The organism is Thalassospira permensis NBRC 106175 (genome assembly GCF_000714555.1).
GTDB lineage: Bacteria > Pseudomonadota > Alphaproteobacteria > Rhodospirillales > Thalassospiraceae > Thalassospira > Thalassospira xiamenensis.
The window spans coordinates 1-15,389 of sequence record NZ_AUNC01000034.1; the positions used below are offsets into that span (position 1 = coordinate 1).

Sequence of the window (15,389 nt, forward strand, 5' to 3'; positions counted from 1 at the left end):
GCATGCGAGATTTACGGAAACGGGTGTTTATCATGACGGGAGAGATGTGCCCTTGGGGCAAGGGTGTTTGTTCGGGGCAGCGAGAGCCGGGCTGAGGTCAGCCCATCCCGCCGCTCCCCAACAGGTCGGTGAAGTCTGGCAATGCCGAGGATCAGCAGGCCCGAATTGCGTCTGCATTGGATCGGCTGGCTGAATTGGTAGGCTTGGCGATGGGGTCGATGGATCATTCGGAGATGCCGAAAGGCTGGTCACCAATGGCGGGATTTGTGCCTGCCCTGCGACAACGCCTTCGTCCTTGGGGCGAGGTGCGCTTGTAGTGTCCATCGAAAGCCCGAGGCGTTTGTTCGGGGCAGCAGGGACTGGGCGTGGTCGGTCTGGTGCAATCCAGTTCTGTCCAGCCTACCCGGTCGGTAGCGTTTGGCTATGCCGAGGGGTAGCGGGATCGATTGCCAGTGGGCCGAAGGAGCGTTCGAAGATGCCGAAAGGCTGGTCATCGATGGCGGGAGGTGTGCCTGCCGTGCGACAACGCTGTTGCCCGTGGAGTGAGGTGCGTTTTGGCGCAACCGAGAGCGACGGGCGTTTGTCCGGTCTTCCGGTCGGTGGCGTTTGGCGATGCAAAGGGCAGCGGGGTTGGCTTGGCTGGATTGGCTTGGCGATTGATCAAAATCGTCATTCCGGGCGCAGCGCAGACCCGGAATCCATGCCCTGTTGGAAGAGGCTGGATTCCCGCCGTTACGGGAATGACGATCAGGTCGGGAGTACCTTGTCTGCGGCCCTTCTTACCGGGCCGTTTGATCCATCATCAGGCGCAACAGGCTTCACTTTTGGCACCAGGCACGGCAAGACCATGACCGATGGCGCGCGCACAAAAATGCGGACGCAGACCCGACTTTTCAAACAGGCTTTCGATATCGTCCTGACCATCGAGGAATCCCCCCTGATGCACCAGAAGTGTCTTGATGCCGGCTGCCAGCCCGCCCAGCACATCGGTATGGATTGTATCGCCCACCATCAGGACCCGATCCCGGCTGATATCGGGATGACGGTGCAGGACTTCATCAAACACGTGACCGTAGGGCTTGCCAACGCAATCCGGTATCACGTTGCAACGATCCGCTGCCTTATGGGCGAAATATCCGGACTCAACGGACAGGAATGCCCCCATCGGCGCGCAGATATCGGGATTGCCAACCAGAATGGGGCGCGGATTGGCGGCAAGGCTTTCTTCCAGATGATTCTGCTGGATATCGGACCAGTTTTCAGAATCAATAAGAACAAAACCGTCAACCGCATCATAAAGCGCGCGATCCGCACCAAGCGGTTCCACCCTGCCCGGCAGGATATCAAATGGCCAGTGAGCCGGTGCCATGGCTCCCCAATGGGACAGATCCCTGTAGGTTTCCATCATCGGGGCCACGAATTGCTGGCTGCTGATCAGGTTTGTCGTGTTGAAATCGAACCCGCGCCCGCGATGCCGTGCAAGGATTGCCTCGGCCGAACTCGATGCATCATTGGTGACAACGGCAAGTTTCTTTCCCGATTTCTGAAGGGCAGCCACGGTTTCGACCGCGCCGGGAATGGCTTGCGCCCCGCTGTTGAGCACACCAAAAGCATCGAACACGATCAGATCAAATTGGTCCGCGATTTCCAGAAGGTTTCCAACATACTGTGTTTTTGCAGGAACAGATGCCGGATCAACCTGCGGCAAACGCGGCGCATATTGCAGATAAGCGGCGATTGCCTGCTCAAAGCTGAGCTTCGGGCGGTTGATACTCATCTGTCCGTGTCTCCTGTCCGATAGAAAGCCATCCGTGAATTCGCCTGAAGGCATCAATCCGGATATGTTCGTATGAAAATCGCGATTGCTGTTGTAGCGGTTCCGCTTTCAATTGGAAAGCGATTGGTAATTTAATTAGCTATGCGCTGAAAACATAGCAATAAACAACGAAGCAAATCTGTATTATGACGTTATTTAAGCGTTTTCGTTGCAAAAACATGACTTTCTGCGCTTTCCAGCCTCCAGCCATGCAAAAAACGCATTGGATTTCACAATCAACCGGGCGTAGTTTGCACTCACGAAATAAAAACGATGTATCGACTGGCTGATGCGAAAAATGCAGATGATCATTCGGTACATATCAAGCAGACCGACACGTCAAACCAGTTAACTATTCCTTCATGGAATATCTTCGGTGAGCACATGCCGGTTATCTGAATGACAGTGCCAATTTGAAATTGGCCGGTTTGAAATAGGTGATGAAATGATCGTAACCAAGATTTTTGCTTTCCTGCGCGCCCTTCGTGTTCAGTACCAGACCCAGACTGCGCTCCGTAAACTTGATGCACGTGAGCTGGCAGATATCGGCCTGAACCGTGACATGATTGACGATGTCGCACATCGCGTTGCTTTCGGTCGCTAAGCCAGACCGTAGCCGTCCAAAAGAAAAGCCCCGGCATTGATTGCCGGGGCTTTTCTTGTTTTCGGGATAATGTGCTGACGGGGCAAGCTGTCCCTCGCCCCGTTGTAGCGCCCCGTTCTAGTTGGCAAATACCGCGCTATAATCCTCTCGCAGGATATTCTTCTGTACTTTTCCCATCGCATTACGCGGAAGTTCGGACACGAAGAAAACGCGCTTGGGTACTTTGAAATTGGCAAGCTGCCCCTTGATCGCATTGACCACGTCATCTTCGGACAGTTTATCGCTGCTGCGGACGATCACGGCCACGACGGCCTCGCCAAAATCCGGATGCGCAACGCCGATCACGGCACTTTCGACAACACCATCCATCTTGTCGATGACCGTTTCGATTTCTTTGGGATAAACGTTAAACCCGCCGGAAATCACAAGATCCTTGGCGCGACCAACGATATGGACATATCCCTTGGCATCGATTTTCGCGATGTCACCGGTAATGAAGAACCCGTCTTCGCGGAATTCCTCGGCCGTTTTTTCCGGCATTTGCCAGTATCCGGCAAAAACGTTCGGCCCGCGTGCTTCCAGAACGCCGATCTCGTCGGTTCCAAGCACATTCCCTTTATCGTCACAGACCCGGACTTCCACATCCGGCAGAGCCGGGCCGACCGTATGCACGATCCGTTCCCCATTGAGCGGATTGGACGTAGCCATTCCCATTTCAGTCATGCCGTAACGTTCCAGCAACGCCTTGCCGGTCCGTTCCCTGAAGGCGACAAATGTTTCGGGCAACAAGGGTGCCGATCCTGAAATGAACAGCCGCATGCCCGAGGTCACATCGGCATTGAAATCATCACCAGACAGCAGGCGGACATAGAATGTCGGTACCCCCATCATGACGGTACTGCGCGGCAACAGCGCCATGACCTGATCGCGATCAAATTTCGGCAGGAAGAACATTTTCGATCCCGACAGCATCACGCAATGACACGCAATGAAAAGCCCGTGCGTATGGAAAATCGGAAGCGCATGTAAAAGAACATCGTCCGGACCAAAGCCCCACAGCTTTTCCAGGGTCGCGGCATTTGACCATAAATTGGTCTGGGTCATCATGGCACCCTTTGGCTTGCCCGTCGTTCCAGAGGTGTAAAGAATGGCTGCAAGTTCATCATCTGCACAGGCAACCGGGGTAAATTCGGCGGGGAAATCCGCCGCCTGATGGATCAACGTCCCCTCGCCCGATGTGCCAAGTGTTAGAACCTTTTCAACGCCCTGCGCATCGGCAATTGCCGTTACTTCATCTTCGCGGTGTGGCTGGCAGACAAAAATAATAGGTGCCGCATTCCCCATGAAATAGGCAAGTTCACCTGCCTGATACGCGGTATTCAGCGGCAGATAGACCAGACCTGCGCGGATACAGCCCAGATAAAGGAACAGGGCTTCGGGGGATTTATCGACCTGAACCGCGACGCGATCACCTTTTTTGGCACCAAGGGCTGTCAAAAGCCCGGCAATACGTGCGGACGCAGCATCGGCATCACCGTAGCTGTATGTTGTGCCCTCTGCCGTTTCGATCAGGACCTTGGACAGGTCGGATGGAAATCGGCTTCGTATGCGCATGAAAAGGCTGTTGGTCACGGCGTATCTTCCCTGTTTCAGATCTTGTGCCGGGCATTCATGCTGCCCGATGTCATACCGGGCAGCATAGTGCACACAAGGATATCCGCAAACAAGTACTGTTTTACCGCTATGACCGATTGTGGTCAGCCGACCTGCGGAAATTCGCCATCAATGAACGGGAATGTTTCGCCAACCGTCACCAGTAATTCCGGGTAAAAACCGTTGAAATGGGTGGCCAGCGCGTTGCTGTAGGCACCGATATGACCAAACTCGATCCAGTCCCCTTCGCGGATGTCGGCGGGCAAGGTTACCGTTGCCGGAAGCACATCCATATTGTCGCAGGTCGGGCCATAGATCGTAAAATCAAGGGTATCGGTGTCGTTGAAATCACCGCCGATCCGCATCGGTCGTACCGGGAAACGCAACTGCCCGGTGACCGCCTCGGAAAGGCTGCCATAGACTCCGTCATTGATGAAGAGCTGGTCCTCTTTACGCAGATGCACCTGCGTGATCAGCGACACGCCACTCGACACCAGTGCGCGGCCCGGCTCGCACATAAAGGTGGTATCAGGCAGGCCAAGCCAGCGAATGCAGTCCTTGATTTCCTCCATGAAGACCTCAAGCCCCGGTGCGCGCTGGTTCATATATTGGCCGGGGAACCCGCCGCCAACATCGATATACCGGACTTTGACCCCGGAAAAATCGACAACCTGCCGGATCAGTTCGACGGCAATGCGATACCCGTTCGGCGTTGTGCATTGCGACCCGACATGGAAGCAAAGCCCGGCGGTATAGCCATAGCCATCAACCTTTTTCAAAAGTTCCGATGCCGTCATCGGACGGGCACCGAACTTTGCCGAAAGGTTATAGGCCGCGCCTGCCGGCGGGGTTGCCAGGCGGACATGAATGACCAGATCGGTCTCGCCGTCGGTTTCGGCGCGGACTTTTTCAAGTTCATCCTCGGTATCGATCACGTAATGCTTTACGCCGAAAACACGGTGCGCGCTGCGAATGGCATCCCGGCTTTTGACAGGATGCATGAAATAGACGTTCATGCCGGGAAACTGGCGGCGGACAAGGGCAATTTCCTCGGGCGATGCGGTATCGAAATGACGAACACCGCCTTCATGAAGGTAGCGCATGATTTCCGGATGCGGATTGCATTTGACCGCATAAAGGACATTGCCGGGAAACATATCGACAAACCGTTTGGCCGATTCACGCAGGATGTCAGGGCGCAGGCAATAAACCGGGTAAGAAGGCTTAAGTTCACGAACAACATCAAACGTCGTATCGAAATGGCGCGGCATGGGTATCCCCTTGTCCTTACGGAATTGTATCTGTGGCGCATTCACAATTCGAAATGCAGCCCGCGTTTAAGTAACCCTATCAACCCTGCCCCTGACTGTCATGCCTAACATGGTGAAAGGACCTTGCCTTTCCGGTATCGGATCGATAAATTGGTAAACCAATACCGAATAACCGTTTATTTTGCGACGCAGCCGGAAAACGGGCGCGCAGCTATATGACAGGGAGCCTGAAATGTCTATCGAACCCGTGCTTGATCCCCACAAACTGGTCAAGGAACTTGATGGCCGTCACCTGATCGACGGGGAACTTGTACCGGCCAGAAATGGCAGAAATTTTGACGTGCTGAACCCGGCAACCGGCAAGGTTATTGCGCAGGCTGCCGAAGGTGACGCCGATGACGTCGATTTCGCGGTTTCGGTGGCAAAGAAGGCCCAAAAGGATTGGGCAAACCGCCCTGCCCGCGAACGCGGTAAGCTGGTGGCGGAATGCGGGCGTATCCTGACCCAGCATGTCGAGGAACTCGGCCGGATGGTGGCCCTTGAGTCCGGCAAGGCGTTGCGGACGGAAAGCCGGGTCGAGGCATCGGTCCTGGCCGACATGTTCACCTTCTTTGGCGGCCTTGCCTCGGAACTGAAGGGTGAAACCATTCCGTTCAACCCGAACATGATGACCCTGACAACACGTGAACCGGTTGGCGTTGTCGGTGCGATCATTCCGTGGAACGTGCCGCTGCTTCTGATGGCGATCAAGGTTGCCCCGGCCTTGGTGGCGGGCAATACGGTTGTCGTTAAATCGGCAGAAGACACACCCTTTACCGTTCTTCGCGTCTGCCAGATCATGCAGCAGGTATTGCCAAAGGGTGTTTTGAACATCCTTTCCGGTTTTGGCCCGGGATGTGGCGGCCCGCTGGTGGCGCACAAGGATGTCAAAAAGGTATCCTTTACCGGATCGGTCGAAACCGGTCGCACGGTCTACCGCGCAGCGGCGGAAAAACTGATCCCGGTCACGCTGGAACTGGGTGGCAAATCGCCGATGATCGTGATGGGTGACGCCGATCTGGACAAGGCAATTGCCGGAGCAATTGGCGGCATGCGCTTTACCCGTCAGGGCCAGAGCTGCACGGCATCGTCGCGCATTCTGGTTCATGAAAGCCTGCATGACGAGTTTGTCAGCCGCCTTCTGGCCAAGGTAAACACCCTTAAAATGGGTGATCCGCTGGACGAGGAAACCGATATCGGCACCATCATCAATCGCAAACAGCGCGACAAGGTGTGCGGTTATATCGAGATCGGCGAACAGGAAGGTGCGACCAAAAATGAACTCAGCGCCCTTCCGACCGATCCGGCACTTACGGACGGCATGTTTGTCCGTCCGGTCGTCTTTACCAACGTCAAGCCTGATGCGCGGATTGCCCGCGAAGAAATCTTTGGCCCTGTTGCGTGTGTGTTCAGGTTCAAAACCTTTGACGAGGCGATCGAGCTTGCCAATGACAGTGACTTTGGCCTTGCCGCAACTGTCTGGACCAAGGACCTTAAAACCGCACTGACGGCCACCAAACGGCTTGAAGCGGGCTTTGTTCAGGTCAACCAGAACCTTGTCGTGCAGCCAAACCTGTCATATGGCGGCGTCAAGCTTTCGGGTCTTGGCAAGGAGGCATCGCTTGAAAGCATGCTTGAACATTTCACGCACAAGAAAACCATCATCATGAATATGGAATAACCCTGCCTGCGTTCCCAAACCGGCCGGGTTGCAAATGTTGCAACCCGGCCTTTTTGTTTGCAAACTTGACCTTGCGCGCCTAATCCGCAAAGCTGCATCACGATTACCGACCCATAACCCGGAAAGAACATGGCTATGTCTGCTTGCCTTGACATCCTCGCATCGCATCCCCGTCCGACGCTTCGTGCCGGTGCGATGGCCATGATTATCGGGATTTCCGCCCTGCGAATGTGATCCCTGTCATCCGCGGATGACAGGCTTGGTTAAACATCCGAATTTTGCCCACACATGATAAAATGCCAGCACATCACGTAAGGTGCGGCTGGCCGCAGGAGTATGGAAATGACCGTTTCCTATCACGACATCGTACGCGCATCCGGCTTGCTTGAAGGCATCGTCAGCAAAACGCCATTGGTAAAATCGCAAACACTTTCAAATATTTGCGAGGCCGAAGTTCACCTGAAACTTGAAAACCTGCAATATACGGCCTCCTTCAAGGAACGCGGCGCTTATATCAAACTTGCCAGCCTCACCCCCGAGGAACGCGCGAAGGGTGTCATCGCCGTATCGGCCGGCAACCATGCGCAAGGTGTGGCCTATAACGCCAAACGACTTGGCATTCCGGCAACCATTGTCATGCCGAAAAACACACCCTTTACCAAAGTCCGTCACACCCGTTCACACGGGGCGGAAGTTGTCCTTAAAGGCAGTGTTTTCGCCGAAAGCCTTGAAGCCGCATCGAAAATTCAGGAAGAACGCGGCCTGACCTTTGTTCACCCGTTCGATGATCCGCACATCATTGCCGGTCAGGGGACTGTTGGGCTTGAAATCCTTAATGATGGGGCGGACATCGACACCATTATCGTCCCCATTGGCGGCGGCGGTCTTGCGGCCGGTATTGTTACGGCCATCAAGGCCCGACGCCCCGACATTGAAGTGATCGGCGTCGAAACCAAGCTTTATCCTTCCATGTATGAAGGCATCAAGGGCCTGCCGCTTTCGGGCGGTGGTGTGACGATTGCCGAAGGCATTGCGGTCAAGCAGCCGGGCGGCCTGACCCTCGAAATCTGCAAGGAAAAGCTTGATGATGTTCTGCTGGTCGAGGAAAGCTCTATCGAGCGCGCCATCCAGATGCTGATCGAGATCGAGAAGACGGTTGTCGAGGGTGCTGGTGCGGCCCCTCTTGCGGCTCTACTTGACCATCATGACCGTTTCAAAGGCAAGAAGGTCTGCATGATTGTCAGTGGCGGCAACATCGATACCCGTCTTCTGGCGCAGGTTCTGATGCGTGGTATGGCGCGCGAAGGCCGCCTTGTGCGTGTGCGTATCGAAATTCCCGATGTTCCGGGCGCACTTGCAACCATCAGCGCGCTGATCGGCGACGCCGAAGCCAACATCATTGAAGTGTATCACCAGCGTCACTTCTATGATGTGCCGGCAAAGCAGACCGACGTCGACATGGTGCTGGAAGTCAGAGACACCTCGCACGCGGAACAGGTGATTACAAAACTGACCGGTGCCGGATTTGGCAGCCGCCTTCTGGGCAACACATCGCTCGACTGAAATTACAAGGGCCAGCGACAATGCCGTTGGCCCTTTGCTCATTTGCCAAGGGAGCGATAACGGCCACCATAGTAAAGCAGAGGATCACCGGTATTCCCCAGTGAGATATCCTGCACATGCCCCACAATGATGCTGTGATCTCCGCCATCGTGAATTGCATGTCGTTTGCAGGAAAATGTCGCAAGATTACCGATCAGCTTTGGCACACCATGGCAATCATCTTCGAAAACAAGGTCTTCCCAACGGTCGTGAACCGGTGATGAAAACAGGTCAGACAGGTCGCGTTGATCGCGATTAAGGATATTGATGCAAAAACGGTCACACTCACCTGCAAACAATGAATGTGTGGTCGCGCGCTGGTCTACTGAAAAAAGTACCAGAGCCGGATCGAGCGACACCGACGCAAACGAATTGATCGTAATGCCTGCTTTTGCGCCATTATTCGCCCGTGCCGTAACAACCGCAACACCGGTTGCGAATTGTCCCAGACAGTCCCGAAAATCGCGCGATGAAAATGACATATTGAAGAATGCTCTTGCTGATAAAACCTATTGGACATGCCCTGCGTACAGGATCAGGGAAAATGGCGGGAAAAACTTGTGCTGTCAAACCCCACGCGTCAGCGTTTTAAACGCTATATTAATAAGATTAAAAGTTAATATGAATCATATAAATACAAGCGCTGCGACCCTGAAACTCCGGCTTCCCGGAAGGCTGTCCATAATAAGGAATTTACGGTTGCGGCGTATTTTGGGGTTAATGGGGACTGCATAATGTTTCTGATTATCGGTTACGTCATAGTACTCGGCTCGGTACTTGGCGGATATTTACCACACGGGTCATTTAGCATTCTCGTTCAACCGCTTGAAGTTCTGATTATTTTCGGGGCTGCGTTTGGTGCCTTTCTGACAGCAAATCCGCTAAGCGTTGTCAAACGGTCCTTCAGCTATACCCTGCGTGCCATGAAAGGCCCCAAGAAGAAAGCTTCCTATCTTGAGCTTTTGACCTGCCTTTATGCGGTTTTTCGTCTCGCCAAATCAAAGGGCGATCTGGCGCTTGAAAGCCATGTGGAAAACCCCGAAAGCTCAAGCCTTTTCGCAAACTTTCCGGGCGTCACCAAAGACCATCACGCCCTTGAATTCATGTGTGATTATCTTCGGTTGCTGACCCTTGGCACCACCAATGCGTACGAACTCGAAGCCGTGATAGATCAGGAACTGGAAACCCATCACGAGGAAGAACACGCGGTTTCCGATGCGGTTCAAACAGTTGGCGACGGTCTTCCCGCGCTGGGTATTGTCGCGGCCGTTCTGGGGGTTATTGTCACCATGAGCTCCGTGACGGAACCGCCTGAAATTCTGGGCGGCCTGATTGCGGCAGCACTGGTCGGGACATTCCTTGGTATTCTTGGCGCTTATGGTTTTGTCGCGCCGACGGCATCCATCATCAAGAAAACCGTTGATGCCGACGCGAAATACTACAGCTGTATAAAGGCGGCACTCATCGGACACATGCAGGGTTATGCGCCGCAGGTTTCGGTAGAATTTGCACGAAAAACCCTGCCACATGATCTTCGGCCAAGCTTCAAGGAACTTGACGAAGCTTTGCAAAATGCACCAACCGCTTGATTTTTGAATAATCCATTTCCGGTTTAGAGAAAAACGCGACGCATGCCCGATATCGTTATAAAGAAAATCAAGAAAGGCGGTCACGGCCACCATGGTGGTGCATGGAAGGTTGCGTATGCCGACTTTGTGACAGCAATGATGGCGTTCTTCCTGCTGCTTTGGCTGCTTAGCAGTGCCACTGAAGAACAGCTACAGGGTGTGTCGAACTATTTCACCCCGGAAACGATTTCTCAAAGCGAGTCCGGTTCTGGCGGCATTCTGGGTGGCCAAAGCCTTGCAGAACAAGGTGCCTTACGCTCCGAGATGGGGGCACCGACGGTCAGCATTGACATTCCCCCGGTGAAAACACCGGAAGAAATGGCCGAGCAACGTCTTGCCGAACAGGAAGACAAGGAATTCAAGGAAGCGGAAGAAGAACTTCGCAAGGCGCTTGAAAGTTCCCCTGATTTGCAGGAACTTGCCAAGAATATCCGGATCGAAGAAACCGACGAAGGTCTTCGCATTCAGATTTTGGATGAAGACGGCACCGCAATGTTCCCAAGCGGTAGTGCCGTCATGGCCGACCACACCAAACTTCTGCTGTCAAAGGTTGTCGAAGCTATCCAGGGTATGCCGCAGGATATTTCGATTGAAGGCCATACCGATGCCGTGCCCTTCTCGACAGTCACTGGTTACAGCAACTGGGAACTATCCTCGGACCGCGCCCTGGCAACCCGCCGGGAACTTGAAACCCAGGGCCTTGCATCCGGCCGCTTCGCCAAAGTTGCCGGCCTTGCCGATACGGACCCGCTGCTTCCCGAAACGCCGGAAAACGAACGCAACAGACGCATCAGCATCACGCTTCTGCGCGGAACCGGTGAACGCCCGGCCGTTGATGGCGAAACCTCCGCCCCTGCGCAGTCTGGCACCCCATCCACCGAACAGGGATCAGGACAAGAATCGGGCAATTCAGCGCCTTCAAACCGGCGCCCCAGCTTCTCTGTCCCTTCAAACCGCTAGGGAATTTTATGGCGAGCTCAGACAATCGTCGGGTTCGCCCTTTAAACCGTCATGATTCATACCTAATCTCATATTATCAGAAGAACCTCTGAAGCCGGGGCAAAACGGTAAATGACAGTCAATCAAAGGCGACTGACACAGCATTACTTCATGACCGCTCCCATGCCATGCCCCTATCTGCCTGGCAGGTTCGAGCGCAAGCTGGTGACAGAACTGCGCGGTCCCGAAGCAAATAACGTTCATGATCTGCTGTCTCGCGCCGGTTTCCGCCGCAGCCATTCTATTGCCTATCTGCCGGCCTGCAGCGAATGTGACGCGTGTGTTCCCGTCCGGGTACGTTCCGAAGATTTCCGCACGACCAAATCGTTTCGTCGTATCGCGGCAAAAAACAATGATCTGATCCGGGCCGTCTCGCCATCCGTCGCCACACAGGAACAGTTTCAGCTTTTCAGTCAGTATCAGGACGCCCGTCACGGCAATGGCGATATGGCGCGGATGGATGCCCGCGACTATCGGGCCATGATCGAAGACAGCACTGTCGACACCTCCATTTTTGAATATCGGCGCCAGAATGGCAGCCTGATCGCGGTTGCACTGGTCGATAACCTCTCTGATGGCCTGTCTGCCGTATACAGCTTCTTTGATCCCTCCGAACAGCGCCGCGGACTTGGAACCTTTATCATTCTTGATCTGATAAAAGAGTCCCAAACCCTTGGTTTACCCCATGTTTATCTTGGTTACTGGATCGGAGAGTGCCGAAAGATGTCCTACAAGATGCGCTTTCAGCCTCTGGAAGGTTTTCGGGGCGGAAACTGGGTTAGCCTTCCGGCCAGTGACGGTATTGACGGTTGATCTTTGGCTCGCGATACCCCGCCGCAACTACTAGACCAAAGTAGTAGCTCCCCCATCGATCCCCGGTTGCCACATTCTACAGACGCATATAAGCTTTGCTCCAAAGCCGCATGACGGCTTTGAGGCAATAAATCATGAGCTTGCATCTTTGGGAGGCTGTAATCTATGAAACGTCGCCAATTTCTTTCCGGCGCTGCGGTAGCCGGTGCGACCGCGGCGGTCGCGTCTACCTTTGCCAAACCGGCAATCGCACAGGAAGTCCGTGAGTGGCGCATGGTCACGACCTGGCCAAAAAACTTCCCGGGTTTGGGGACCGGGGCGAACCTTTTGGCTGAATATATAAACAAGGCATCAAACGGCCGCATGAAGGTGACCGTTTTTGGCGCGGGCGAAATCGTTCCCGCCTTTGAAGCCATTGATGCTGTCGGTAATGGTACCGTCGAAATGGGCCATGGCGCGCCTTATTACTGGAAGGGTAAAGTCGATGCCACCCAGTATATCGCAGCGATGCCATTCGGACTGAACGCTCAGGAACAGAACGCATGGTTCCAGTGGGGCGGCGGTCAGGAACTTGCTGACAAAGTCTATTCCGAACTGAACTGCAAATTCTTCCCGTCCGGCAACACCGGCACCCAGATGGGCGGCTGGTTCAACAAGGAAATGAATACGATTGATGACTATAAAGGTCTGAAAATGCGTATTCCGGGCCTTGGCGGCGAAGTCGTCAAAGCTGCGGGTGGTAACGTTGTGAACCTTCCGGGTGGCGAAATTCCGCCTGCCCTTCAATCCGGTGCAATTGATGCGACCGAATGGGTTGGTCCGTATAACGACCTGGCGTTTGGTCTCTATAAATCAGCCAAGTTTTATTACTATCCGGGCTGGCATGAACCGGCGACCGTTCTGGACAACTTCATCAACCTTGATGCGTGGAATGCCCTTCCCGACGATCTCAAGGCAATTGTCGAGCAGGCCAACCGTGCTGTGAACCAGATGGTTCTGTCGGAATTCACCGCACGGAACAATCAGGCGCTCCAGACCCTGCGCGACAAGCACAATGTCGATGTTCGCCCGTTCTCGGACGACATTCTGACAAACCTTGGCGCATTGTCGGGCACGGTTCTGCGTGACCTTGTTGCTTCAAATCCGCTGTCGCAGGAAGTTTTCGAAAGCCTGATCGCGTTCCGTACCCAGTCGATTGGCTGGTCGAAATTCTCGGAATCGGCTTTTGCCCAGGCACGTATCCTGCCGTTCAAATACTAAGTTTTCAGATATCGAAACCGAAAAGGGTCGGCATTTGCCGACCCTTTTTGCATGACAGGTTTTGGCAGGCCTGCGGTTACTTGAACAGCAAATCCGGAAGCCATGTCGCCAGTGCCGGGAACGCCGCCACAAGCCCCAAGCCCAGAACCTGGATCAGGACAAACGGGACAATCCCCCGATAAATGTCCCAGGTCTTGATTGCCGCCGGAGCCACCCCGCGCAGATAGAACAGCGCAAAGCCGAACGGCGGCGTCAGGAAGCTGGTCTGCAGGTTGATGGCAATCATCACGCCAAGCCAGACCGGATCGATATCCATCTTGAGCAGGATCGGGCCAACGATTGGCACAACCACAAACACGATTTCAATGAAATCAAGGAAGAAACCCATGACAAACATCAGCAGCATGACGACCAGCATGGCGCTGAAAACACCGCCAGGAAGGTTATGCAGCAGTTCTTCGACCAGATGATCCCCGCCAAGGCCACGGAAGACCAGCGAGAACACCGATGCGCCCAGCAGGATGACGAAGACCATTGCACTGATCTGAACCGTCTGGCGTGTCACATGGCGTAAAACGTCCCATGACAGGCGTTTATAGAACGCCGCCAGAATGACCGCACCAACACCGCCAAATGCGGCGGACTCAGTCGGTGTTGCAATACCTGTAAGGATCGAGCCCAGCACGGCAACGATCAGCAACCCCGGAGGCATCAGCGCGCGCAGAACTTCACCCCAAAGGCCATCCGGCCGTTTGTCGGTCACCAGCGGCGGTGCCGATTTGGGGTCAATAAAGGCCTGAATGATGATCCAGCAGATATAAAGCCCGACCAGAAGCATGCCGGGAATGAATGCACCGGCAAACAGGTCGATAACCGAAACCGGCTCCGGGGCCCAATTGCCCAGCGAACGTTGTGCTTCGGCGTAAGCGCCTTGCAGGATATCACCGAGCAAAACCAGCACGATCGACGGCGGTATGATCTGCCCCAATGTACCGGATGCACAGATTACCCCGGTCGAAAGACGCGGACTGTATCCGGCCTTTTGCATCGCCGGAAGGCTGAGAAGCCCCATGGTTACAACGGTTGCCCCAACGATACCGGTCGAAGCCGCCAGCAGCATCCCGACCAGCACAACCGAAATGCCAAGCCCCGCCCGCATGGTGCCAAACAGAAGCCCCATGGTCGTCAGCAGCTTTTCGGCAATCCGGGCACGTTCGAGCATGACGCCCATGAAAACGAAAAGCGGGATCGCGACATAAAGCTCGTTGGTCATCACACCGAAATAGCGTGACGGCAACGACCCCAGAAGCGGCATGTCAAACACGCCCATCGAGTTGCCGATCAGCGCAAAGGCAAGCCCCGTTCCTGCCAGGGAAAACGCAACCGGAAAACCGAGAAGAAGAACGCCGCAGGCTACTGCGAACATTACAAGGCTAAGAATTTCCCCCGACATCAGACGCCCTCGTGCTCTTCTTCTTTGATTTCAAATTCTTTATGCCCGGTCAGCACGAGAATGCTACGCGCGGCGAGTGACAGCCCCTGCAAAGCAATCAACACGCAGAAAACGAGAATAACCGATTTATAAAGGAACAGCCCCGGCAAGCCGCCGGTTTCATGTGACCCTTCAAGACGAAGCCAGCTGGTCATCACATAGGGGTAACTATAGATATAGACCATAATGATCACCGGCAGCAGCAGCAGCAGGGAACCAAAAAGATCAACCCATGCCTTGTAGCGCGCCGAAGCCGGACGATAGAAGACGTCCACTCGCACATGACCGCCATGTAGCAGCGTGTAACCGGCACCGACCATAAAGACGATACCATGCAGCCACATATAGCTTTCCTGCATCGAAACCCAGCCAATGGAAAAACCGTACCGTAATGTCGCGACCAGGAATGTGATCACGACCATCGGGATTACCAGCCAGGCCACGCCACGTCCGATCCAGTCATTCAGACCGTCAACGAAACGGACGAAACTCCCTAGAAAATTCACGTTTTCACTCCCACGCCCTTTTGGA

At 54.4% G+C, this 15,389-nt stretch carries 13 protein-coding genes; 7 read left to right on the top strand and 6 right to left on the bottom strand.

Annotated features, from left to right (window positions below):
* Positions 1-802: 802 nt before the first annotated feature.
* On the bottom strand, positions 803-1,777 hold the full coding sequence (locus tag SMB34_RS14840) for an HAD-IIA family hydrolase (protein WP_037991210.1): 975 nt from the start codon (positions 1,775-1,777) through the stop codon (positions 803-805).
* A 484-nt stretch (positions 1,778-2,261) separates the two neighbouring features.
* On the opposite strand from SMB34_RS14840, the gene SMB34_RS20920 reads away from it, so the two are divergent.
* Entirely contained in the window at positions 2,262-2,420 is a 159-nt protein-coding gene (locus SMB34_RS20920) for a DUF1127 domain-containing protein (RefSeq protein ID WP_082242478.1), read from the top strand.
* 117 nt (positions 2,421-2,537) lie between these two features.
* Here the strand turns inward: SMB34_RS20920 and SMB34_RS14850 are convergent, their stop codons facing one another.
* Positions 2,538-4,052, bottom strand: a complete 1,515-nt coding sequence (locus SMB34_RS14850) for a malonate--CoA ligase (protein ID WP_037991575.1) — start codon at positions 4,050-4,052, stop codon at positions 2,538-2,540.
* Between the two features lie 125 nt (positions 4,053-4,177).
* Positions 4,178-5,344, bottom strand: coding sequence for a type III PLP-dependent enzyme (locus SMB34_RS14855; protein WP_037991212.1), 1,167 nt, complete (start codon positions 5,342-5,344; stop codon positions 4,178-4,180).
* A 232-nt stretch (positions 5,345-5,576) separates the two neighbouring features.
* On the opposite strand from SMB34_RS14855, the gene SMB34_RS14860 reads away from it, so the two are divergent.
* Both SMB34_RS14860 and SMB34_RS14865 read left to right on the top strand, forming a co-directional pair.
* On the top strand, positions 5,577-7,064 hold the full coding sequence (locus SMB34_RS14860) for an aldehyde dehydrogenase family protein (protein WP_037991214.1): 1,488 nt from the start codon (positions 5,577-5,579) through the stop codon (positions 7,062-7,064).
* Between the two features lie 342 nt (positions 7,065-7,406).
* The gene (locus SMB34_RS14865; protein ID WP_205618054.1) at positions 7,407-8,627 is read left to right on the top strand and encodes a threonine ammonia-lyase; all 1,221 of its coding nucleotides are present in this window, start codon (positions 7,407-7,409) and stop codon (positions 8,625-8,627) included.
* 38 nt (positions 8,628-8,665) lie between these two features.
* Here the strand turns inward: SMB34_RS14865 and SMB34_RS14870 are convergent, their stop codons facing one another.
* On the bottom strand, positions 8,666-9,148 hold the full coding sequence (locus tag SMB34_RS14870; RefSeq protein WP_037991222.1) for a flavin reductase family protein: 483 nt from the start codon (positions 9,146-9,148) through the stop codon (positions 8,666-8,668).
* Between the two features lie 252 nt (positions 9,149-9,400).
* Here SMB34_RS14870 and motA point away from each other — a divergent pair, with 252 nt between their 5' ends.
* From motA to SMB34_RS14890, 4 genes are all read left to right on the top strand, one after another.
* On the top strand, positions 9,401-10,255 hold the full coding sequence (gene motA / locus SMB34_RS14875) for a flagellar motor stator protein MotA (RefSeq protein ID WP_007089504.1): 855 nt from the start codon (positions 9,401-9,403) through the stop codon (positions 10,253-10,255).
* A 42-nt stretch (positions 10,256-10,297) separates the two neighbouring features.
* Positions 10,298-11,254, top strand: coding sequence for a flagellar motor protein MotB (locus tag SMB34_RS14880; protein WP_037991223.1), 957 nt, complete (start codon positions 10,298-10,300; stop codon positions 11,252-11,254).
* A 111-nt stretch (positions 11,255-11,365) separates the two neighbouring features.
* Positions 11,366-12,106 (top strand): arginyltransferase, encoded by a 741-nt coding sequence (locus tag SMB34_RS14885; RefSeq protein ID WP_037991224.1) that lies wholly within the window; start codon positions 11,366-11,368, stop codon positions 12,104-12,106.
* A 165-nt stretch (positions 12,107-12,271) separates the two neighbouring features.
* Positions 12,272-13,366, top strand: a complete 1,095-nt coding sequence (locus SMB34_RS14890) for a TRAP transporter substrate-binding protein (protein ID WP_037991225.1) — start codon at positions 12,272-12,274, stop codon at positions 13,364-13,366.
* Between the two features lie 76 nt (positions 13,367-13,442).
* Here the strand turns inward: SMB34_RS14890 and SMB34_RS14895 are convergent, their stop codons facing one another.
* On the bottom strand, positions 13,443-14,819 hold the full coding sequence (locus SMB34_RS14895) for a TRAP transporter large permease (protein WP_007089500.1): 1,377 nt from the start codon (positions 14,817-14,819) through the stop codon (positions 13,443-13,445).
* The gene (locus SMB34_RS14900) at positions 14,819-15,364 is read right to left on the bottom strand and encodes a TRAP transporter small permease subunit (protein ID WP_037991226.1); all 546 of its coding nucleotides are present in this window, start codon (positions 15,362-15,364) and stop codon (positions 14,819-14,821) included. Before SMB34_RS14900 ends, SMB34_RS14895 begins: the two co-directional genes overlap by 1 nt.
* Between the last annotated feature and the right edge of the window lie 25 nt (positions 15,365-15,389).